At 60.5% G+C, this 19,253-nt stretch carries 18 protein-coding genes; 3 read left to right on the top strand and 15 right to left on the bottom strand.

The features are described from left to right. Positions 1–7 precede the first annotated feature (7 nt). The 7 genes from ACI0FG_RS04850 to ACI0FG_RS04820 form a co-directional block, all read right to left on the bottom strand. A complete protein-coding gene (locus tag ACI0FG_RS04850) occupies positions 8–817 on the bottom strand; it encodes a tetratricopeptide repeat protein (protein ID WP_419787428.1) in 810 nt (269 codons plus the stop codon). A 16-nt stretch (positions 818–833) separates the two neighbouring features. Then, positions 834–1,535, bottom strand: a complete 702-nt coding sequence (gene pyrF / locus ACI0FG_RS04845) for an orotidine-5'-phosphate decarboxylase (RefSeq protein ID WP_419787427.1) — start codon at positions 1,533–1,535, stop codon at positions 834–836. Continuing rightward, positions 1,528–2,163, bottom strand: a complete 636-nt coding sequence (gene gmk / locus ACI0FG_RS04840; protein WP_419787426.1) for a guanylate kinase — start codon at positions 2,161–2,163, stop codon at positions 1,528–1,530. Before gmk ends, pyrF begins: the two co-directional genes overlap by 8 nt. Continuing rightward, positions 2,164–2,418 carry a DUF370 domain-containing protein gene (locus ACI0FG_RS04835; RefSeq protein WP_419788358.1) on the bottom strand — a complete coding sequence of 85 codons (255 nt, stop codon included), beginning with the start codon at positions 2,416–2,418 and terminating at the stop codon, positions 2,164–2,166. A 69-nt stretch (positions 2,419–2,487) separates the two neighbouring features. Then, complete coding sequence (locus ACI0FG_RS04830) at positions 2,488–3,369, bottom strand: YicC/YloC family endoribonuclease (protein ID WP_419787425.1); 882 nt, start codon at positions 3,367–3,369, stop codon at positions 2,488–2,490. 5 nt (positions 3,370–3,374) lie between these two features. Continuing rightward, on the bottom strand, positions 3,375–3,911 hold the full coding sequence (locus ACI0FG_RS04825; RefSeq protein WP_419787424.1) for a DUF4416 family protein: 537 nt from the start codon (positions 3,909–3,911) through the stop codon (positions 3,375–3,377). Next, positions 3,908–5,218, bottom strand: a complete 1,311-nt coding sequence (locus ACI0FG_RS04820; RefSeq protein ID WP_419787423.1) for a MiaB/RimO family radical SAM methylthiotransferase — start codon at positions 5,216–5,218, stop codon at positions 3,908–3,910. The genes ACI0FG_RS04825 and ACI0FG_RS04820 overlap by 4 nt, the downstream gene beginning before the upstream one ends. A 66-nt stretch (positions 5,219–5,284) precedes the next feature. Here ACI0FG_RS04820 and ACI0FG_RS04815 point away from each other — a divergent pair, with 66 nt between their 5' ends. Then, complete coding sequence (locus ACI0FG_RS04815; protein WP_419787422.1) at positions 5,285–5,827, top strand: tetratricopeptide repeat protein; 543 nt, start codon at positions 5,285–5,287, stop codon at positions 5,825–5,827. Here the strand turns inward: ACI0FG_RS04815 and mnmA are convergent. Continuing rightward, complete coding sequence (gene mnmA / locus ACI0FG_RS04810; RefSeq protein ID WP_419787421.1) at positions 5,814–6,866, bottom strand: tRNA 2-thiouridine(34) synthase MnmA; 1,053 nt, start codon at positions 6,864–6,866, stop codon at positions 5,814–5,816. The two genes, ACI0FG_RS04815 and mnmA, sit on opposite strands and share 14 nt — an antisense overlap. Before the next feature lie 135 nt (positions 6,867–7,001). Between mnmA and ACI0FG_RS04805 the strand changes: the two genes are divergently transcribed. After that, complete coding sequence (locus tag ACI0FG_RS04805) at positions 7,002–8,744, top strand: dipeptidase (protein ID WP_419787420.1); 1,743 nt, start codon at positions 7,002–7,004, stop codon at positions 8,742–8,744. Positions 8,745–8,977: 233 nt separating this feature from the next. Here ACI0FG_RS04805 and gatA read toward each other — a convergent pair whose 3' ends face one another. The 6 genes from gatA to ACI0FG_RS04775 all read right to left on the bottom strand — a co-directional run bounded on the left by gatA (position 8,978) and on the right by ACI0FG_RS04775 (position 16,963). Beyond that, positions 8,978–10,435, bottom strand: coding sequence for an Asp-tRNA(Asn)/Glu-tRNA(Gln) amidotransferase subunit GatA (gatA, locus tag ACI0FG_RS04800; protein WP_419787419.1), 1,458 nt, complete (start codon positions 10,433–10,435; stop codon positions 8,978–8,980). Positions 10,436–10,461: 26 nt separating this feature from the next. Then, the gene (gene gatC, locus ACI0FG_RS04795; RefSeq protein ID WP_419787418.1) at positions 10,462–10,746 is read right to left on the bottom strand and encodes an Asp-tRNA(Asn)/Glu-tRNA(Gln) amidotransferase subunit GatC; all 285 of its coding nucleotides are present in this window, start codon (positions 10,744–10,746) and stop codon (positions 10,462–10,464) included. Positions 10,747–10,806: 60 nt separating this feature from the next. Then, entirely contained in the window at positions 10,807–12,831 is a 2,025-nt protein-coding gene (locus ACI0FG_RS04790; protein WP_419787417.1) for a hypothetical protein, read from the bottom strand. Positions 12,832–12,938: 107 nt separating this feature from the next. Then, positions 12,939–14,855 carry a molecular chaperone DnaK gene (gene dnaK / locus ACI0FG_RS04785; RefSeq protein ID WP_419787416.1) on the bottom strand — a complete coding sequence of 639 codons (1,917 nt, stop codon included), beginning with the start codon at positions 14,853–14,855 and terminating at the stop codon, positions 12,939–12,941. Positions 14,856–14,970: 115 nt separating this feature from the next. Next, positions 14,971–15,603: a nucleotide exchange factor GrpE gene (locus ACI0FG_RS04780; RefSeq protein ID WP_419787415.1), complete on the bottom strand. Its 633-nt coding sequence runs from the start codon at positions 15,601–15,603 to the stop codon at positions 14,971–14,973. A 154-nt stretch (positions 15,604–15,757) separates the two neighbouring features. Beyond that, a complete protein-coding gene (locus tag ACI0FG_RS04775) occupies positions 15,758–16,963 on the bottom strand; it encodes an aminopeptidase (protein WP_419787414.1) in 1,206 nt (401 codons plus the stop codon). A 110-nt stretch (positions 16,964–17,073) separates the two neighbouring features. On the opposite strand from ACI0FG_RS04775, the gene ACI0FG_RS04770 reads away from it, so the two are divergent. After that, positions 17,074–18,057 (top strand): YheT family hydrolase, encoded by a 984-nt coding sequence (locus ACI0FG_RS04770; protein WP_419787413.1) that lies wholly within the window; start codon positions 17,074–17,076, stop codon positions 18,055–18,057. Here ACI0FG_RS04770 and ACI0FG_RS04765 read toward each other — a convergent pair. After that, the gene (locus tag ACI0FG_RS04765; protein ID WP_419787412.1) at positions 18,054–19,205 is read right to left on the bottom strand and encodes a multidrug effflux MFS transporter; all 1,152 of its coding nucleotides are present in this window, start codon (positions 19,203–19,205) and stop codon (positions 18,054–18,056) included. The two genes, ACI0FG_RS04770 and ACI0FG_RS04765, sit on opposite strands and share 4 nt — an antisense overlap. Positions 19,206–19,253: the final 48 nt, after the last annotated feature.

The following is a 19,253-nucleotide window of genomic DNA, read 5'->3' as shown; positions in this document are numbered from 1 at the left end:
GTAATGGTTACTCCTCTACCGGCTTTTCGCCATCCTTCACATACCCTTTATTCATGAGGAAGTCCCAGAACATAAGACTTTCCTTGAACTCGGGATTGAGCTGCAGGCTCTTGCGCAGGTACTCCTTGCATCCGTCCACGTTGCCCTTTTCCCAGTAGCAGCGGGCAATGTTATGCAGCAGGTGCTCGTCGTTCACCACCAGCTGCTCGGCGCGGAGGTAGTACTCCAGCGCCTGATCGTACATCTTGTTCTTGCGCATGTTAATGCCGAAATCGTTGAAAAGATGCTTGTGCTCCTTTTCAAAGGCTGCATCCAGCCCGACGAGACGTTCAAAAATATCGTTTGCCCTGGCCTGGTCGCCCCGGTCCAGGTAGGTCAGACCCAGTCCGAAATTGGCACGGACGTTTTCCTCGTCCACCGCCGTCGCCTGCTTGAACTCAAGCTCCGCACTATAGGCCGCACCGCGTTTGCGCAGTTCCTCGCCGCGCACAATGGTGTCGTTGAGTTCCTTCATGGCCGGATAGACCGTGCTCATGTAGAATTCCGGCTCAGGGTTGAACTTGCCCAGGAAATCCTCGCGCTCCACAACCTGCATAGGCCCGGAGGGCACGTAGTTGCTGTTGAGCGGCTGAACGCTGAAGCGGCCGTCTTCCGTCTCCTTGACGCTCCAGTATGTCTTCTGGATAGTGCGGCGCTGGGTGGTACCTGTACCGACCCTGTTCACGGACTGCGTGGAAAAGATACCTTTGATCTTTTCCGCACCGTCGCGCACCACGACTTCCCGGTTCGGGTGTTGTTCTTCCCTTTGCTCCGACATCCACGATTCTCCTGACCTATACGGACCGCATATCTTCCATGATGGCCTGCGCAGCCGCCATGGGCGACGCGCTCCCGGTGATGGGTCGCCCCACCACCAGATAGTCCGAACCGTTCCGCACCGCCTGGGCGGGCGTAACCACCCGTCGCTGGTCGTCGCCTGCGGACGACGCAGGCCGGATGCCCGGTGTCAGACCGATGAATCCCGTCCCGCAGGTCGCCTTGACGGCAGCGACCTCCAGCCCGGAACACACCACTCCATCAAGGCCATATTGCTTGGCTTTGACAGCCAGGTCAAGGGCCATCTCCGACGGTCCAGGCGCCCCCGGCACCGGCAGATCGCCGGCTGCCATGCTGGTCAGCATGGTCACGGCCAACAACAGAGGCCGAACGCCCCCTTCCGGGGTGCCCTCAACGCAACCGGCCATGGCCGCCCGGGCCATCCGCTCACCCCCAAGGGCGTGGATGTTGACCATATCCACCCCCAGCCGGGCTGCGGAACGCACCGCGCCCTGTACCGTATTGGGGATGTCGAAGAACTTCATATCCAGAAACAGCTTGAATTCCATGGCCTTGAGCTCCCGCACCAGGGACGGTCCCTCGGCAGTGTAGAGCTCAAGCCCCACCTTGAGCCAAGGCACCACTCCCACGAGGGGCTTCGCCATGGACAGGGCGCTTTCGGCATCGGGAAAATCAAGAGCGACGACCAGCTCAGCCATGCTTACCCCAATTGCGCAGAATGTTTTCCTCAACGTCCACACGCAGCTCCGGCTTGCACCGGGCGGCCACGAACACGGCGCGCAACTCCTGATACGCATTCTCCAGATCGTCGTTGACGATCCAGTAGTCGAAGAACCCGGCCTGGGCCATCTCGCCGTCCGCATTGACCAACCGCCGGGCGATGGCCTCCGGCGAATCCGTGCCCCGACCGGTCAGCCGCCGAATCAACTCCTCGCGGGAAGGAGGAAGCAGGAAGATGAAGTTGCCCTTGTAAAAGGTCTTTTTCAGTTGCTTGGCCCCCTGCACATCGATGTCGAAAAGCACATCCTTGCCCTGATGCAACATTTCCTTAACCGGCGCGGTGGCCGTGCCGTAAAAATTGCCGTGTACCTCGGCCCATTCGCAAAACTCGCCACGGCTGCGCATGGCAATAAAACTTTCGCGAGAGACGAAATGATACTCACGGCCGTTCTGCTCCTCCCCACGCGGGGCGCGAGTGGTGTAGGAGACGGAATAACCGAAATTGGGGAACTCCTCGTGCAACTTGGCGATGAGAGTGGACTTGCCGGTACCGCTGGGCGCACAGACCACCAGGATCTGCCCCAACCTCTTTCTTATGCCGGACACCTACTCCACCTCCTCAGCGCTGAACCGTTGTCCGATGGTCTCCGCCTGAATGGCGGACAATATAACATGATTGGAATCCGTAACGACGATGGCGCGGGTCTTGCGGCCCTGCGTCGCATCGATGAGCCGTCCGTCCTGCCGCGCATCCTCACGCAGCCGCCGCATGGGCGCGCTGGTGGGGTTGACGATGGAAACCACGCGATCAAGCACCACGAAGTTGCCGAAACCGACGTTGAGCAATCCCTGCTTCTGCATACATCCTACCTTGCTCTTGAATATGAGAATGGCCCGTCTGCGTTGCAACCGGGCCATCTCGATAAACCTTTATTCTATGTTCTGTACCTGTTCGCGACAGCGCTCCAGCTCCGCTTTGAAATCCACCACCAGTCGGCTTACCTCCACATCATTGGCCTTGTTGCCGCAGGTATTGATCTCGCGGAAAGTCTCCTGGCACAGAAAATCCAGCTTCTTGCCCACGTCGGAGTCGCCGTCCAGGGTCTCGCCCATCCGGTCCAGGTGGGCGTAGAGCCGGGTCAGTTCCTCGCTGACGTCCAGCTTGTCGGTCAGGTAGGCGACCTCCTGCAACATGCGATCTTCGGTATACTCCGCACCCATGGCGGCCAGCATCTCGCTGATCCTCTGGCGCAGGTTCGCCTTCTTCTCCTCCAGTATATTGGGGATGCGCTCGGCGATCTTTCCGGCATGTACCCGCAGGGTCTCCAAACGGGAACGGAGATCGGCAACCAGCACGTCCCCTTCATCGGAACGGGCGCGCACCCAATCCTTGCAGGCCGCTTCCAGACCGGCCGTCAGGCTCGCAGCCAGGCCGGGGTTCGGCTCACTGCCTGCGTCGCGCCACAGGGACGACATGGTCAGCACCCGGTTGTAGTCCGGGGTGAAGACTTCGCCCCGGCTTACGGCCACCCTCTCCATCTCGGCAAACATGGCCCGCGCCAGGGTTTCGTTGAAGGTAACGCCCAGGATGGCGGAGTCCAGCACCTCAAGGTTGAGGGAGACATCCACCCGGCCGCGCGAAGCAAACCCGCGCAGCAGCTTTTCCCAGCCGTTTTCCAGACCGCGCAAGAAACCGGGGATGCGCCATTTCACATCCAGATAGCGGCCGTTGACGCTCTTGATCTCCCAGACATGCGTCCAGGCGTCCTCGTTGGTTTCGAACCGGCCGAAACCGGTCATGCTGACAGGCATATCATTTATCCTTTTAGAGTATTGAGCTTAGTTTTATACAACTGACGCAGCTTTGTCAGCCGCGATTTCATTTCTTCGCCCGCGTAGTCGGGAAAAGTCCAGGGAAAGTCCTTCCAGCCCCCCTTCTGCCAGATGAGGGTCAGATCCGCCCAGATGCCGTCGTGCAGATAGATGCGGTGGGAAAAATTCTTTCCCGTGGCCAGCACCAGCCGCTCTGCGGTGATAAAACCGGGGTCCAGATTCACAGCCCTCCGGTCGCCCTCTCCATACCGCGCCTCCAGCCCGTTGGTAAACAGCTTGATATCCGCCAGCTCGTCCAGGGGACGCAAGGTATCGAAGGCAACGATGCGACGCATGATGGGCGTCCCCAGCTCAGCGTCATAGTAGTCGGTCTGGTCAAAAACAAACGGATCGGTCACAAAATCCACGGTTCCAAAACGCGCTTCCAGATCGGCCAGCAATCGGTCCCACAATTCATCGAACCGTGCGGAAAGCACGGAAAGGACCAACAGTCCCGGATCGGGCGATTTGGGATGGCTCATGCTTCACCGCCATCGGCAGCGTCCAACGAGTCCACCAGAATGACGCCCCGCTCCACGGCAACGGGCCGGGCCGGGATCAACCTGCGCACGGGATCGCCCGCCAGAGGTTCGCGGAACCTGCAGGCCGCATAGTACTGGCTGACGCCGCGCCCCTCGCGGTCCTGCACCAGCACGTCCACCCGGTCGGTGGCAATGAGTTGCTCCAGGAAGGCACGCTTCTTGGCCGAAACCAGCTTACGCAAGCGGGCGGCGCGGTCCTTTCGCTCGGCTGGGTCCACAGAGTCGGGCATGGTAGCGGCAGGCGTGTCGGGCCGCTCGGAATAAGGAAAGACATGGGCATAGGTCAGGGGCAGACGCCGAGCCAGGGCGAGCGTGTTCTCAAACTGCTCGTCCGTCTCACCCGGGAAACCGCAGATGAAATCAGCGCCCAAGCCGAAAAGGGGCCAGTGCTCGCGCATCCTGTCCATGAACAGGACGGAGGTTTCCGGCCGGTAGTGGCCCCGTCCCATGGCCCGGAGTACGTCCGGGTCGCCGCTCTGGAGCGAAAGATGGAGTTGCGGACAGACCATGGAAGAGCCGGACAGGATATCGAACCCCTTGCCGTCCAGCTGGCCCGGTTCCACGGAGGAGAGCCGAAGTCGCGCCCTGCCCGCCCACTCGGGGGCGAACTCGCGCTCAAGACGGGCCACCAGATCCCAAAAATCAGTTTTTTCCGTCAGCCCGCGTCCATAGTGGCGCAGATTGATGCCGCTCAGAATCAGTTCCCGCCAGCCGCCCTCCAGCAGGCGACGCACCTCGGCGACAACCTCTTCCGGCGCGCGGCTCACGGACCGGCCGCGCGTCAACGGCACAATGCAGTAGGTACAGTGATGCGAACAGCCGTCCTGCACCTTGACCACGGGTCTGGCCCGGTCGTACCCGCTGACGGTAAAGGGCGGAAACGTCGTGTCCGCCATGGGCAACTGCCCCTCGGGACCGGCCAGCAAGGCACGCTTCTCCTCCTGCGGGACCACCCGGACCACGCCGGGCAGCTTGGCCAGTTCATCGGGCATCACCTGAGCCGCGCAGCCTGTAATGATAATGGGCGCGGACGGATTTTCCCGATGCAACTTGCGCACGGCCTGCCGCAGATCGGCCACGGCATTGGCCGTGACAGCACAGGAATTCACCAGAATGATGTCCGCATCCTGCGGCGAGCCGGTCTCCTCGGCCGGGGAACCCTCGTTCCCGGCCCAGGCCTCGGCAATGGCGCGCGTCTCGTACTGGTTGATCTTGCACCCCAGGGTGGCGGTGTGAAAGCGAATCATATACCCTCTGTCCATATGTCGGTTGCGCGGTTTCCGGCCGTCCAGAAAAACCGTTCCTGCGGCCTAATGCAAATACCTTCGGGGGTCAATGCCATGCGTCACCACTCCGTTTCCGCCCTTGCGGTCCTTATACTCGCTTTCCTGCTTTCCGGATGCAACATGGTTGGCGCATCGGTTGGCGCGGGCACCAGCTCCGGCATGGCCGTGACCTTCAGCTCCTACAACGACTTTCTCTATACCGGCACGGCAAAGGCGTATGCCAACAACAAGCGGGGACTCGAAAAATTCCTGGCCAAAGAGTATGCGCCCGCCCGCGACATCTTCCAGCAGACCCTGAATGATTACCCCGCCAACCCGGACGCAGTCTACTACCTCGGCCTCAGTCTCATCTTCCTGGGCCAGCGCGATGCGGGTTTCGCCAGCCTGAGATCCTACAACGACCAGAACTACTTTCGCATCACCAGCGAAGTCCGATGGTGGGCAAACTATTGCGCCAAGAAACCGGACCTCACACCGGAGAAAATCCGCGAAACCATGAACAAGGCAAGGGGCGAAGGCTACCGGCGACAGATTCAGGAAGACTGGGACAATCGGTTCATGACCTGGTAGCGAGGCAGCTCTCGATGACGGCCCCGGCCAGCACCGCGCCGTCCTCCGTGTACACGGTCAGCACCTGCCCCGGCGTGGGACGTCCCTGGGGCGACAGAAAACGGCAGACCAGACGGTCCCCTTCAAACGCAATCCGCGCCGGACGGGCCTGCTGCCGGTAGCGTGTCTGCACCAGCAAATTTTCGGGCCACAGATTGAAAGGCACCATTACATTCAGCTGACCTGCCACACATCCCTCGGCTTCGAGAGAGGACTTGGGCCCCACCACCAGGGCATTGACGGCCATATTCTTGGCCAACACATAGAGCGGCTCGGTCCAAGCCACGCCCAGGCCGCGCCGCTGCCCCTCGGTATGCCGCCACAAGCCACGGTGTTTGCCGACCACTCGCCCATCTTCCAATATGATGGGGCCGGGACCGGGCATCAGCCCCCTTGCCTGCAAAAAGGCGTGGTAGTCATCATCCGGCACAAAACAGATTTCCTGGCTCTCGGTCGGCAACGGCGTTGTCAGCCCCCGGGCAGCCAGCAGTTGGGGAACGTCCTTCTTGTGTACATCGCCAAGAGGGAAATGGGCGCTTCGCAACGAGTCTATCGGCACCAACGAAAGGAAATAGCTCTGATCCTTTGTCCGGTCCGCACCGCGAACCAGCACCCGGCCCAATCCGGGACGATCCTCCATCCGGACATAATGCCCGGTAGCCAGTCCGTCCGCGCCCAAATCCCGTGCGGCGTCAAAAAGCACGCCGAATTTTATGCGAGGATTACACAACGCGCACGGATTGGGAGTCAGTCCGTTCCGATAGGCTTCGGCAAACGGTGCGGCCACCAAATTTTCAAACTCACTTCGCAAATCCAAGGCGTGAAAGGGAAGCCCCATGGCGGCACAGGTGGCGGCCAGTCCATCAACGGCATCCCCCTTGCCTTGCCCGGCAGGCAAAAACAGCCCGTGCACGGCCACAAGGTCATGCCCCTGTTCCCTGAGCAGGGAAAGGGCCAGCAGACTATCCATACCGCCACTTACGGCCACGGCCACTTTCATGAGAGGAACTCCGTTGCGATCATGCCGAAGTGTAAAAAACCGGCCGAGGAATGCAACGATTTTATTCCACAAAGCATCCCAGGCTGTGATATCGGAATTCAGATGGTACTGAAAACACAACCGAGGAGGTTGGGAATGAAACATTTACTCATTTGTCTGGCAGCCGCTTGTATGGCGATAGCGGCCGCATACGGTCCCGCCAAGGCCTGCACCACCATGATCGCCACCCCCGGGGCCACTGCCGACGACTCCATGATGGTCACGCATTCCGACGACAACGAACTGGGGGACCAACGACTCATCTTCGTCCCGGCAAAAAAACAGGTGGGGGCGCGCAAGACTTACGCCGACTACCTGCGCTATCCCCGCATCGTCACCAAGGACCGGGGCCCGGCCTACAACACGCCGGGCACGCCGACCAAACCGCTTATCGAAATTCCCTACACGGAAATCTGGAAGCTTCTGGGCCGCAAGCAGGAAACGTCGTTCGCCTACTTTGACGGCGACTACGGCATCATGAACGAGAAGAACCTGATGTTCGGCGAATGCACCAACGGCGCGAACTTTGAGCCGCCCGCCAATCCCAAGGCAGGGCACGGCAAGCCTCAGCGCATCTTCTACAGCGCGGAGCTTTCCCGCATCGCCCTGGAAAACTGCGTGACCGCGCGGGAAGCCGTGAAGCTCATGGGCGGACTCATCGACAAGTACGGCTACTTCTCCACCGGCGAGACTCTGCTGGTGGGGGATGAAAAGGAAGCCTGGGTTTTCGAGATGTGCGCCCTGCCGGACACCAAGTTCCACTCCGCCTGGGTGGCCCAGCGCGTGCCCGACGGCCAGTACTTCGTGGCTGCCAACACCTTCCGCATCCGTGATGTGGTCAAAAACGATCCGGACAATTTCCAATACTCCAAGCTGCTCATCCCAGGCCTGAAGAAAATCGGCTGGTGGAACGAGGCCAAGCAGGGCCCGGTGGACTGGCTCAAGGCGGTCAGCCCCGGCGAATACAACCACCCCTACTACTCGCTCCGCCGCATCTGGCGCTGCATGGACCGCGTCAACCCGGACCTGGGCCTGTCGCCCTGGGTCAAGGACACCTATAGCCGCGACTACCCCTTTGCCGTCGCCCCCAACAAAAAGCTGACCGTCTCCAACGTGTTCGCCCTCTACCGCGATCACTACGAGGGAACCGAGTTCGACCTGACCAAGGGCACGGCCGCCGGGCCCTACGGCGACCCGCACCGCTTTGTCGGCCCCTATGACGGCAATCAGAACAATGTGGATGCGGACAAAAAATACTACGGCGCATGGGAACGGGCCATCTCAGTCTTCTACCAGGGCTACACCTATGTCTGCCAGACCCGGCCCAAGGCCCCGGAGATGACCAAGGGCATCCTCTGGTTCGGCCCGGATGTGGCCTACACCACGGTGTTCACGCCCTTCTTCTCCAAGTCGCTCCAGCTGCCAAAGCCGTACCAGACCGGCGACCCGCGCCGCTTCGACCCCAGCTCCGCATGGTGGCACTTCGATCTGCTGGCCAACTGGTCCCGCCTCAACTTCCAACGCATGACCAAGGTGGATATCCTCCCGGCCCAACGGGAGCTGGAATCACTGGCCATCAGCGGTGCCTACGCCATGGACGACGTCATGACCGGCAAGACGCCGGAGGAGCAACGGGAACTCATCACCCAGTTCAGCTTCGACACGGCAGGCCTCATCATGAACCGCTGGCGCGACCTGACCTTCGCCCTCTTCGCCAAATATTCGGACGGCTACATCAACCGCCCCGGCGAAGATGAAGTCTCAGCCATAGGCTACCCCGCCGACTGGCTGAACAAGACCAACTACAAGAACGGCCCGACGACCTACGACATGAAGTAAATCCAATCAATCAACAATAAAAAAGGCCGGTTGCAAACCCCTGTTTGCAACCGGCTTTCTACTATTTCTCTTGAGTAATCTTCTTCCCAGCCTTCTTCCCAGTCACCCCACGCGAAAGCGTACCAAAAAGTTTAGGAAAGGAGAGAGGATGGGGGTTCGGGGGAAGGGGAGAGGAAAAGCCCTTTTCAAAGGGTTTTCCTCTCCCCTTCCCCCGACCGCCGGAGGCCCTCGCTTTACAGCTTCGGCATGGGCATGGCGCCCAGGCTGCGCTCCAGGCAGGAGGCAACGGAAAGCATCTGCGCCTCCTCAAAGGCGCGGCCCATGAACTGGAGGCCCACCGGCATACCGGAATCCGCGCCCAGCCCCACGGGCAGGCTCATGCCCGGCAGCCCCGCCAGGTTGAGCGAGATGGTGAATATATCCATGAGATACATCTGGAGCGGGTCCGCCTTGGCTCCGGCCTTAAAGGCCGTGGTCGGGCAGACCGGCCCGGCAATGAGGTCGCACTGTGTAAGGGCCTTTTCAAAATCCTGGCGCAGCAGGCGGCGTACCTTGGCGGCCTTGTTGTAGTAGGCATCGTAGTAGCCGGAGGAAAGCACGTAGGTGCCGATGATGATGCGGCGCTGCACCTCGTCGCCAAACCCTTCGGTCCGGCTCTTGGTGTACATGTCGATGAGTTCCTCGGCATCCTTGTTGCGATGGCCGAAACGCACACCGTCAAACCGGGAGAGGTTGGAAGACGCCTCGGCCATGGCGATGATGTAGTAGGTGGCAATGGCGTACTCGGTCAGCGAAAGCTCCACGGGCACGGTCTTGGCACCCAGCTCGACCATCCTGTCCACAGCGGCGCGACAGGCGGTCTCGACTTCCGGGTCCAGCCCCTCGCCCCAGTATTCCTTGGGCAGACCGACGGTCACGCCGTCCAGGTTCTCGCGGTTCAGTCCGGCCAGATAATCGGGCACCGGCTCATCCACCGAGGTGGAGTCCTTGGGATCATGCCCGGCCAGAACCTGCAACACGCACGCGGCGTCTTCCACGGTACGGGTCATGGGACCGATCTGGTCCAGAGAGGAACCATAGGCGATCAGGCCGAACCGGGAGATTCTGCCGTAGGTGGGCTTGAGGCCGACGATGCCACAAAAGGAAGCGGGCAGCCGAATGGAGCCGCCGGTATCCGTTCCCAGCGCGGCAAAACACTGGCCTGCAGCCACGGACGCACCGGAGCCGCCGGAGGAACCACCGGGCACCCGCTCCGGGTCCCAGGGGTTGCCGGTCTGGAAATAGGCGGAGTTCTCGGTGGAGGACCCCATGGCGAACTCGTCCATGTTGGCCTTGCCGATGAGAATGGCTCCGGCTTCCTTCAATTTGATAACGGACGTGGCGTCGAAAAAGGGAACGAAGTCGTCCAGAATCTTAGAGGCGCAGGTGGTGCGCACGCCCTTGGTGGTCAGCAGGTCCTTGAGCACGATGGGCACGCCCCACAACGGCTTGGCCGCGTCGGGACCTTCGGCATCCATGGCCTCGGCCTGCTTGAGGGCGTCCTCTCCCGTGACCGTAATCAGGGCTTTGATCTTCGGCTCGGTGGCCTCTATGCGATCCAGACAGGAGCGCACGGCGTCCACGGCCTTGACCTCGCCGCTCTGGAGCAGTCCGGCCATTTCGGCCAATGTTTTTTCGTATAGTTCAGACATGGGAATTCCTGAGTGGGCTGAAAAAGTTAGACGATTCTGGGCACGATGAAGAACTGGCCGTCCTGCTCGGGGGCATTGGCCAGGATTTCCTCACGGGTGAAGTCCTTGCGCTCCTCGTCCTTGCGCAGCACCGTGGTGTGCTTGACCGGGCTGTACAAGGGCTCGACATCATCGGTGTCCAGCTCGCCCAGCTTGTCCATGTAGGCGAGGATATCGCCGAGCTGTCCGGCGAAAAGCTCCACCTTGTCCCCAGGCAGGTCCAGGCGCGCCAGTTTCGCTACCTTGGCCACTTCTTCGGGGCTGATTTTCATTATCCTGCTCCTTGTTTGATCAGGCCCGTGTGGGCCGCCATATCGGAAAGTATTCCGTTATTATTTATTTTTTTCCTCTTCCATGCGCTTTTCATACGCCTCTATTCGGCGCTCGCGCCGGGCCTTGGCCCTGGCGATGCGTGCGGCGATCTTGTCGGCATCGACAAGCTCCTTGCCATTCTGCACCGGGCTGAAGAGGAAGAGGTCCTGGCTGGCCACGCCCTGGGCATCCCAGGTCAGACGGGCCATGCTGAAATCCATTTTCTGTGCTTTCTGGATGCGCTTGTTGACATCCTCCGGCGTCCAGTCGGCAGGCAGGGAGCCGAGACGTCCGGCAAACCGGACGAAATCATATCCGAGAGCCACCCAGAAATCGGCCTGTCCCAGACCTTCGTCGGTAAGAGCGATTTGCAGGGCGTGGCCGCCCTCGCTGGCCGCCCACCATGCGCCGGGGCACACCGCAAGCCGGTAATAATGCTCGTCTATCCCCTTGGCACCGTCCAGGGAACGGGACCACAGGCCGGGACCGAGGAAGAGGAGCTGGTCCCCTTCATAAAAGAAGAAGTTCGGCAACAGGGTCTGCGCCTGCCGCCAGCCATCAGGCAGGAAAACCGCACCGAAGTCCGGCGGAGTCAGCGGCTCGTCCTTGATGTCGCTAAAATTGGCCGGGACCTTGAGCAGCTTGCCGACGCTCTTGCCCCACTTTTTGAGGTCATCGGCCGGATACCCCTGCATCCCACGGATACGGCCACCCAGCGGAGCCGCCTCATTGTAGAAGGTGCGGGCCATGGTCCGCCCGAATTTTTCCTCGGGATAAAAGACGGCCAGATTCTTGATGCCCAGCTGATCCACGGCCAACTTGACCAGGGAACGCACTTCGTCCACCCGGCTGGAGAAGAAACGCCAGGCATCCTTGCCCTCTTCCAACTCGCCCATGGAGGCGAGGAAGGAGAAGACCGCGCGCTTGTCGAGCACACGCTGGCCGGCAGGAGCTCCCTGATACAGACGTTTGAAGGCCGAAACCTGCAACGGACCGCCGACCACTGTGTAGTAGTCGGGCAAGGCGGCGAGTTTCTTTTCCCAATTGGGCGAAGAGGTGTTGACGACTTTGATATCCACCTCCGTGCCGTCCTGGGCCAGCCGCCACTGGGCCAGCCCCGCGCCACGCAGAATCTTCACTCCGACCGAACCGTACGGACCGGTGAGAGGCAGGGCCAGGGCCACGCCGATGCGGGGCATACCATAGCGGGATTCCAACTCGGCCAGCCGCGTCTGCAACGGAATGAGATCGGCCAGTTCTCCACTCACGGAAACATTGCGCAAGGTGCGCCAGTTCACGGACCATGCGTCCTTGTCCCCGGCCAAACGCGCGCCATGTTCGAAGGCGACCAAGGCGTAAGGGAACTGCAACTGATTGGCGGCGGTGACAACACTGGAAAGCTTGTTGACGTCGCTCTCGTCAAGCTGCTCCAACCGCTGGTTGAAGACCTGCTCCAACGCGGATCGAGCCGTGAGGTCCGGTGCCTGGGCATAAAAACTGTGGAGCACGTCCAGCGCGCCCTCGGCATCATCCCGCTTCATGAAATAGGCGGAGTACCACATGGCCGTATCCTGCCGGGTTTCCCACGGCAGGTTGACGGACTTGATGAGCCATTTGAGATGGTTATCCAGACGCTCCGTCTTATCCAGAGCGGCCATGGTGTCCAGGTAGGTGATTTCCCACGACGACTTGCCGAGGGCCGAGGTATCCATATTCGCCCAGTTTTCCAAGGCAATACGCGACTGATGATAATGCCCGAGGACAAAAGCGGAGTCGGCCAGCCGTCCGTAGATGACAGGCAGCTCGCTCTTTACCAGGTCCTGGCGTTCGAGCAGTTTGGTATAGTAGAGTTCGGCGGCTTCATACCGCTTGGCCTTGAAAGCCGTGTCCGCCTCAACCAAAAGGTTGGGCGTGGAGAGCATGTCCACGCTCTTGACGGAGAGGCTGCGCTGGGCGCAGCCGGACAGGAACAGGGACAAAAGGGCCACCAGGACGGCAAGACACGAGATGGCTCGCAAGGCGGTCACTTTTCGGGATCGATTCATGGCACGTTCCGTTGCAGCAAAGATTGGGCAGCCAGACAAAAAAACCCGGCCCGCATTGGCGGGCCGGGTAATGCTATACTTCGCTTAAGCCGTGATGGCAAGCCGGATTACTTGACTTCCGTATAGTCGGCATCGACCACGTCGTCGTCATCCTTGGGCTGCTGTGCGCCCCCTTCGGCACCGGCGGCGGGACCGGCCTGAGGACCCCCCTCGGCCTGGGCCGAGTTCTGGGCATAGAGCTGTTCCGCCAGCTTGTGGGAGGACTGGGAGAGTTCGTCGGTCTTGGCCTTGATCTCGTCCACATCGTCCCCTTCCAGGGCCTTCTTGAGGGCCTCCACCTTGCTCTCGATGTCCGCCTTGAGCGTGGCATCCACCTTGTCGCCGAGTTCCCGGATGGACTTCTCGGTGGTGTAGACCAGCGTATCGGCGTTGTTGCGGGTCTCGATGAGCTGCTGCTTCTTCTTGTCGTCTTCAGCATGGGACTCGGCGTCCTTGACCATCTGATCGATCTCGTCGTCGGAAAGTCCCGAGGAAGCGGTGATCTGGATGGACTGCTCGCGGCCGGTGCCCATATCCTTGGCGGAGACGTGCACGATGCCGTTGGCGTCGATATCGAAGGCGACCTCGATCTGCGGCACACCGCGAGGCGCCGGCGGAATGCCGGAGAGCTCGAAGTTGCCGAGCAGCTTGTTGTCCGCGCTCATGGGACGCTCGCCCTGGAAGACCCGGATGGAAACCGACGGCTGGTTGTCGGCCGCAGTGGTAAACACCTGGGACTTCTTGGTCGGGATGGTCGTGTTGCGCTCAATGAGGCGCGTCATGACGCCGCCCATGGTCTCGATACCCAGCGAAAGCGGGGTCACATCGAGGAGCAGGACGTCCTTGACGTCACCGGCCAGGATGCCGCCCTGAATGGCCGCGCCCATGGCAACGACTTCGTCCGGGTTCACGGAGCGGTTGGGCTCCTTGCCGAAGAAGGACTTTACCTTCTCCTGGACCAGCGGCATACGGGTCATACCACCGACAAGGATGACTTCATCGATGTCGGAAGCGGACAGACCGGCGTCCTTCAGGGCCTTCTTACACGGCTCCACAGTGCGGTCCACCAAATCGTCGACCAGCTTTTCGAGCTTGCCGCGGCTGATCTTGACCATCATATGCTTCGGGCCGTTCTGGTCGGCGGTGATGAACGGCAGGTTGACCTCGGTCTCCATGGAGCTGGAGAGCTCGTGCTTGGCCTTTTCCGCAGCTTCCTTCAGGCGCTGCAGGGCCATGCGGTCCTTGGACAGGTCGATGCCGTTCTCCTTCTTGAACTCGTCCACCAGGTATTCGATGATACGATGGTCGAAGTCCTCGCCGCCGAGGAAGGTATCGCCGTTGGTGGCGCGGACTTCCACGACGTTGTCGCCGACTTCCAGAATGGAAATATCGAACGTGCCGCCGCCGAGGTCGAAGACCGCGATCTTTTCGTTGGCCTTCTTGTCGAAACCGTAGGCCAGAGAGGCCGCGGTCGGCTCGTTGATGATACGCTTGACCTCAAGACCGGCGATCTTGCCTGCGTCCTTGGTGGCCTGGCGCTGGGAGTCGTTGAAGTAGGCCGGGACGGTGATGACGGCTTCGGTCACGGTCTCGCCGAGGTAGGTTTCGGCGTCCTTTTTGAGCTTCTGCAGCACCATGGCGGAAACTTCGGGCGGGCTGTACTTCTTGCCGCCGATCTCTACCCAGGCGTCGTCGCCGTTACCGGGAACGATGTTGTAAGGACAATGTTCCTTCCACTTCGTTACCTCGGGTGCGTTGACATTGCGGCCCATCAAACGCTTGATGGCGAAAACGGTTTTGTCGGGGTTGGTTACGGACTGGCGCTTGGCGATATCGCCGACCAGACGTTCCTTATCAGTAAAAGCGACCACAGACGGGGTGGTCCGGCCCCCTTCGGGGTTGGTAATGCATTTCGGATCCTTGCCCTCCATCACGTAAACGCAGGAGTTGGTGGTTCCGAGATCGATCCCTATGATCTTACCCATGCTGTTCCTCCTAAAGAATCTCTATTGCGTGCCACCTTTCGGCAGCGTTCCTTTCGCTCTTTTTCCAATAATCACGCCACAGGGGTTGTAAAGTGGCAGGGTCCAAAAAACTTGCCTAAAGCTTGTTGACCATGACCTTTGCGGGCCTAAGCAGGCGTCCCTTGAGCAGGTAGCCGCCCTGCACCACCTGGGCGATCTGGTTCGCGCCCAGGTCCCCTTCCTCCACGGTGCCGACGGCCTCGTGAATCTCGGGGTTGAATTCGGCTCCACGCGCAGCGTCCACAGCGACCAGCCCGTGGTTCTTCACGGCGTCGAGGAAGAGCTTGCGGGTCATTTCCACACCGATGACGAAGTTTTTGCACGCACCGTCCAGGTTGCCGGTATGGGCCAGGGCGAGCTCCAAGTTGTCGAGCACGGGCAACAGATCGGCAAGCACCGACTCTCCTGCGTACTTCTTCAGGTCCTCGGTTTCTCGCAGCAGCCGCTTCTTGACGTTCTCCGTGTCGGCCAGCGCGCGCAGCCGGACGTTTTCCGCCTCGCGGTGCACGTCACAGCCGGGACAGACCGACGCCTTGCACAGCGCCTCCAACTCGTCCTGGCTTAGAGACACCTCGTCATCCTGCGCGGCTTCTCCCGCACTGGGCGCGTCGTCGCGGTCGGCCTCGCCCTTGACGGACGAACCGAAAGGCTGGGCATCCTCATCATACAGGCCGTTGATAGGCACTTCGGTATTTTTCTTGTCGCTCATGAAATCCGTTTCCTTAACAATCTGGATTTGATCGAAAAATTCCTCACGGAAGTGAGGTATGCATGACAAATAAGCATGGGGGACGGGTTGTCAATAACCGACCCCCCTTGAAATGAATGAAATTGGGAAAATCGGGATGAAACCCCAGAGGCGCTCAGACCTTGAACGACCCGTTCTCGTAAATCAGCCTCGGCTTGCCCTCTTTGAGCATGGCCGTAACTCGCTTGGGCTGGGTGTTGACCAGATCCCAGTGCAGGCCGGAGCCATTGAAACCGAGTTCGTATTCCAACTCCGGGGTGAGCAGTTCCACCGGGCCGGTGTAGCTCTCCAGGACCGAACCGCCGAGGGCAATGTGGCAATTGCCGTTGTCGCCGCCGAAATTCTCGTCCAGCAGGGTGTGGGCCATGAAACGGTCCACGCGGGAGAACCGCTTGTCCGTGAGGGAGAACTCGCCCACGCGCCGCGCCCCGGCGTCGATGTAGAGTTGGTTCTGGAGGAAGACGTCACCCCTTCCCGCCTCTGCCCGGGCCGCTATGCCGCCGGAAAAATCAAGCGATGCGCCGAGTACCAGATGGCCGTGGCGCAGACTCGGCTGATCCGCGTAGTAGGTGCCCTCCACCCCGCGCGCATCGGGCGCGAAGTAGATTTCGTAGCTGGGAATGTTGGTGCCGGAGACGCCCATGAACCGGCGACTCTCGCCCACCGGCACCTTGAGGTTCACGTCCTCCGATTCCACACGCAGGGAACGGATACCCATGCCGCCCAGCCAGTCGCAAACCTCTCCAACCTCTCGGGCAAGCCGCCGCCACTCGTAGAGCGGGTCCGGCATGTTCAGCCAGCAGGCGCGTTGCAGGGCATGGCTATACTCCTCCAGCGTCATGCCCGATGCATCGGCCAGGGCCTGGGTGGGATAGACACAGGTGGTCCAGCCCAGCGAGCCGGAGTAGCGGCGACGGCGCAGGATGCCCATGGTGGCTCCGTCGGCGCGATTCGCCTCGGCTATGGTGCGCGGGTCCACTGTCTGGAGATGGGTCAGGTCCTCGGGCGCGAGGATGGTGATGATGCCCGCCGCATTGGCATAGAGTTCGGCAAGGCCGGGCTGCTGAAACAGGAGCTGCCCGTAGCTGGAGTTGAGGTAGCGCTCGGCCTCCATGTAGGGCGTGGGCCGCGCCATGGCCACGGGCATGAAATGATTGTCCATGAGCTGCGAATAGACCGCTTCCGCCAGGGCAAGGCCGGGGATGTCGTAACGAATGACCACCACGTCCCGATTCTTGAGCGGTTCGCGGCGAGAGCGGTTCAGGGCCCAGACCAGGACCTCGGCATAATTTTCTATGTCTAAGGCATCAAACAGCGGCACGGCTCCTCCAGTTTCCTCCAAAGATAGGACCGAGGGTCCGCCTTGGCAAACCATTTCAGGCGCCAATGGGGATTTTGACAAACATTCCGGCCGGTCGTACACCCACTTTCATGCCAGTACTGCCCACACCCGACTACCGCCCCGCGCCCCCGTTCCGCCGTGCCCACATCTCCACGCTCTACCCCACACTGCTGCGCCCCACTCCGCTCATGGGACCATTCCGACATGATCGGGTAAGCACCCCGGACAACGACTTCCTGACGCTTGATCTCCACCCCTCGCGCACCGGCAGGTCGCGAAAGCTGGTTGTCATTTCCCACGGCCTGGAGGGTGATGCACGGCGCAAGTACGTACTCGGCATGTCCCGGGCAGCCACCCGGCTGGGGTATGACGCGGTTTGCTGGAATCAGCGCAGTTGCGGCGGCGAGCCGAACCTGCTCCCGCGCTCCTACCACTCGGGCGAGACCGGCGACCTGCACACCATAATCACCCACAGCCTGGAAACCGGAGAGTACGATTCGGTGGTCCTCATCGGCTTTTCCATGGGCGGCAACCAGATTCTCAAGTATCTGGGCGAGGCACCGGAGCGTGTTCCGGCCGAGGTTGCCGGTGCGGCGGTCTTCTCCGTACCCTGCGACCTGGGTGGATCGGAACGGATACTGGCCCGTCCTTCCAGGCGTATTTATGTGGAATATTTCATGCGCGGCCTGCGGACCAAAATTCGGGAAAAGGAAACCCAATTTCCGGATATCATGCCACAGGGGCTGATTAAAGGCGTCACCACCCTGCGCGAGTTCGACAACCGGTACACAGCGCCCTACCATGGCTTTGCCGATGCGGCGGACTACTATGCCCGCGCCTCAAGCCTGCCCGTGCTCTACGGAATCCGGGTGCCCACCTTGCTTGTCAATGCCCAGAACGACCCGTTCCTCACCCCTTCCTGCTTTCCGGAAGAGGTGGCGCGACGCAATCCAAACCTGTATCTGGAAATGCCCCGCTTCGGCGGCCACGTCGGTTTCGTGGCGCGTGGCAAGGACAACGTGTATTGGTCCGAGCAGCGGGCAGGAGCTTTTCTGGAAGAGATGTTCGGCTAGAAACGGCAGCGTTTCTTGACCATCTGCAACGCGACGAACGGAATCAGCGCACCAAGCAGGGAAAGAACCCCCAACACCCATGGCTTGCTGTCCCACTCCAGGGAAATGAGCTGCATGGAAAATGCGGCCACGAAAAATATCTCAAAGGTCAGAATGCCCGATGCCGCGCCCACGTCGGTGTCCACCTGATCCAGAGTCAGGGAGTTGCTGATGGGACGGGAAAAGCCGGTGCTGAAGGCGATACAGAACATGGGTATGGCCACGGTGAACGACGTATGCCCACCCATGAAGAGCATGAGCGCGCCGGAAAGCACATAGGCGACCATGGTTATATAGATCATGGTCAGGGGCTTGAACACACCTATCAACCGGGTGCAGACAAAGGAACCAAGCATGAAGCCCACGGCATTGGCTCCGAAAAAGATGCCAAAAGCCTGCGGCGAAAGCCCAAGATCATTGATGTAGATATCCGTGGCCCCGCCGATGAAGGCGAAGTGCGGAAGGACCATCAGGGCGAATCCGGTGGAAAGCACCACAAATGGCAAATTTTTGAGTACGGCAACATACCGCCCGGCCATGGAGAGGACACCACCCCGGGTAAACTCCTTCAGCGGCTCCTTGAGCCGAAACACACCATAGAGCCCGACCAGTCCCATGCAGGCCTGGATGGCGAATATCCAACGCCAGGATACGAACTTGAGCACCAAACCGCCCAGGGTCGGGGCGAACATGGGGGCAAAGGCCATGATAACGCCCATGTGTGCCAAAATCTTCTGCCGCTCGGCACCTTCATAGAGGTCCTTGGACAACGCCAGGGCCAAAGCCGCACCGGCTGCCGCGCCTGCGGCCTGTACACAACGGGCCACCAGTAACATGCCGATGCCGGTCGAAATGCCACACAGAAATGTCCCTGCCAAATAGAGCAGAATGCCGAAAATCAGTACCGGCCGCCGGCCGAAGCGATCTGAGAGCGGGCCATGGATAAGCAGCCCGATGCTGAACACGGCCATGAACAGCACGAGCGAAAGATTTACCGTGGAAAAGGGAATGCCCCACAGCTCCTGCAATGTGGGAATTGCCGGAAGGTACATGTCGGTAGATAAAGGCGGAAAAGCCGCCAGTAAGGCAAGCAGAAGGAGATTTGGCATATGATGACGGGCTATAGGTAAATGATGAAAGTTGAAGGTGCAACATTC

The organism is Pseudodesulfovibrio sp. 7M6 (assembly GCF_050058625.1).
Classification (GTDB): domain Bacteria; phylum Desulfobacterota; class Desulfovibrionia; order Desulfovibrionales; family Desulfovibrionaceae; genus Pseudodesulfovibrio; species Pseudodesulfovibrio salinus.
The sequence above is the reverse complement of the archived record's forward strand: the minus strand, read 5'-3'. Positions and strand labels throughout refer to the sequence as shown.

Bases quoted from the DNA above. Each gene is read 5' to 3' on its own strand.
- ACI0FG_RS04830 (WP_419787425.1), bottom strand. From the start codon at position 3,369: ATGCCTGTCAGCATGACCGGTTTCGGCCGGTTCGAAACCAACGAGGAC.
- ACI0FG_RS04825 (WP_419787424.1), bottom strand. From the start codon at position 3,911: ATGAGCCATCCCAAATCGCCCGATCCGGGACTGTTGGTCCTTTCCGTG.
- ACI0FG_RS04805 (WP_419787420.1), top strand. From the start codon at position 7,002: ATGAAACATTTACTCATTTGTCTGGCAGCCGCTTGTATGGCGATAGCG.
- gatC (WP_419787418.1), bottom strand. From the start codon at position 10,746: ATGAAAATCAGCCCCGAAGAAGTGGCCAAGGTAGCGAAACTGGCGCGC.
- ACI0FG_RS04835 (WP_419788358.1), bottom strand. From the start codon at position 2,418: ATGCAGAAGCAGGGATTGCTCAACGTCGGTTTCGGCAACTTCGTGGTG.
- ACI0FG_RS04780 (WP_419787415.1), bottom strand. From the start codon at position 15,603: ATGAGCGACAAGAAAAATACCGAAGTGCCTATCAACGGCCTGTATGAT.
- ACI0FG_RS04815 (WP_419787422.1), top strand. From the start codon at position 5,285: ATGCAAATACCTTCGGGGGTCAATGCCATGCGTCACCACTCCGTTTCC.
- gatA (WP_419787419.1), bottom strand. From the start codon at position 10,435: ATGTCTGAACTATACGAAAAAACATTGGCCGAAATGGCCGGACTGCTC.
- ACI0FG_RS04765 (WP_419787412.1), bottom strand. From the start codon at position 19,205: ATGCCAAATCTCCTTCTGCTTGCCTTACTGGCGGCTTTTCCGCCTTTA.
- ACI0FG_RS04770 (WP_419787413.1), top strand. From the start codon at position 17,074: ATGCCAGTACTGCCCACACCCGACTACCGCCCCGCGCCCCCGTTCCGC.
- pyrF (WP_419787427.1), bottom strand. From the start codon at position 1,535: ATGGCTGAGCTGGTCGTCGCTCTTGATTTTCCCGATGCCGAAAGCGCC.
- ACI0FG_RS04850 (WP_419787428.1), bottom strand. From the start codon at position 817: ATGTCGGAGCAAAGGGAAGAACAACACCCGAACCGGGAAGTCGTGGTG.
- mnmA (WP_419787421.1), bottom strand. From the start codon at position 6,866: ATGAAAGTGGCCGTGGCCGTAAGTGGCGGTATGGATAGTCTGCTGGCC.
- ACI0FG_RS04790 (WP_419787417.1), bottom strand. From the start codon at position 12,831: ATGAATCGATCCCGAAAAGTGACCGCCTTGCGAGCCATCTCGTGTCTT.
- dnaK (WP_419787416.1), bottom strand. From the start codon at position 14,855: ATGGGTAAGATCATAGGGATCGATCTCGGAACCACCAACTCCTGCGTT.
- ACI0FG_RS04820 (WP_419787423.1), bottom strand. From the start codon at position 5,218: ATGATTCGCTTTCACACCGCCACCCTGGGGTGCAAGATCAACCAGTAC.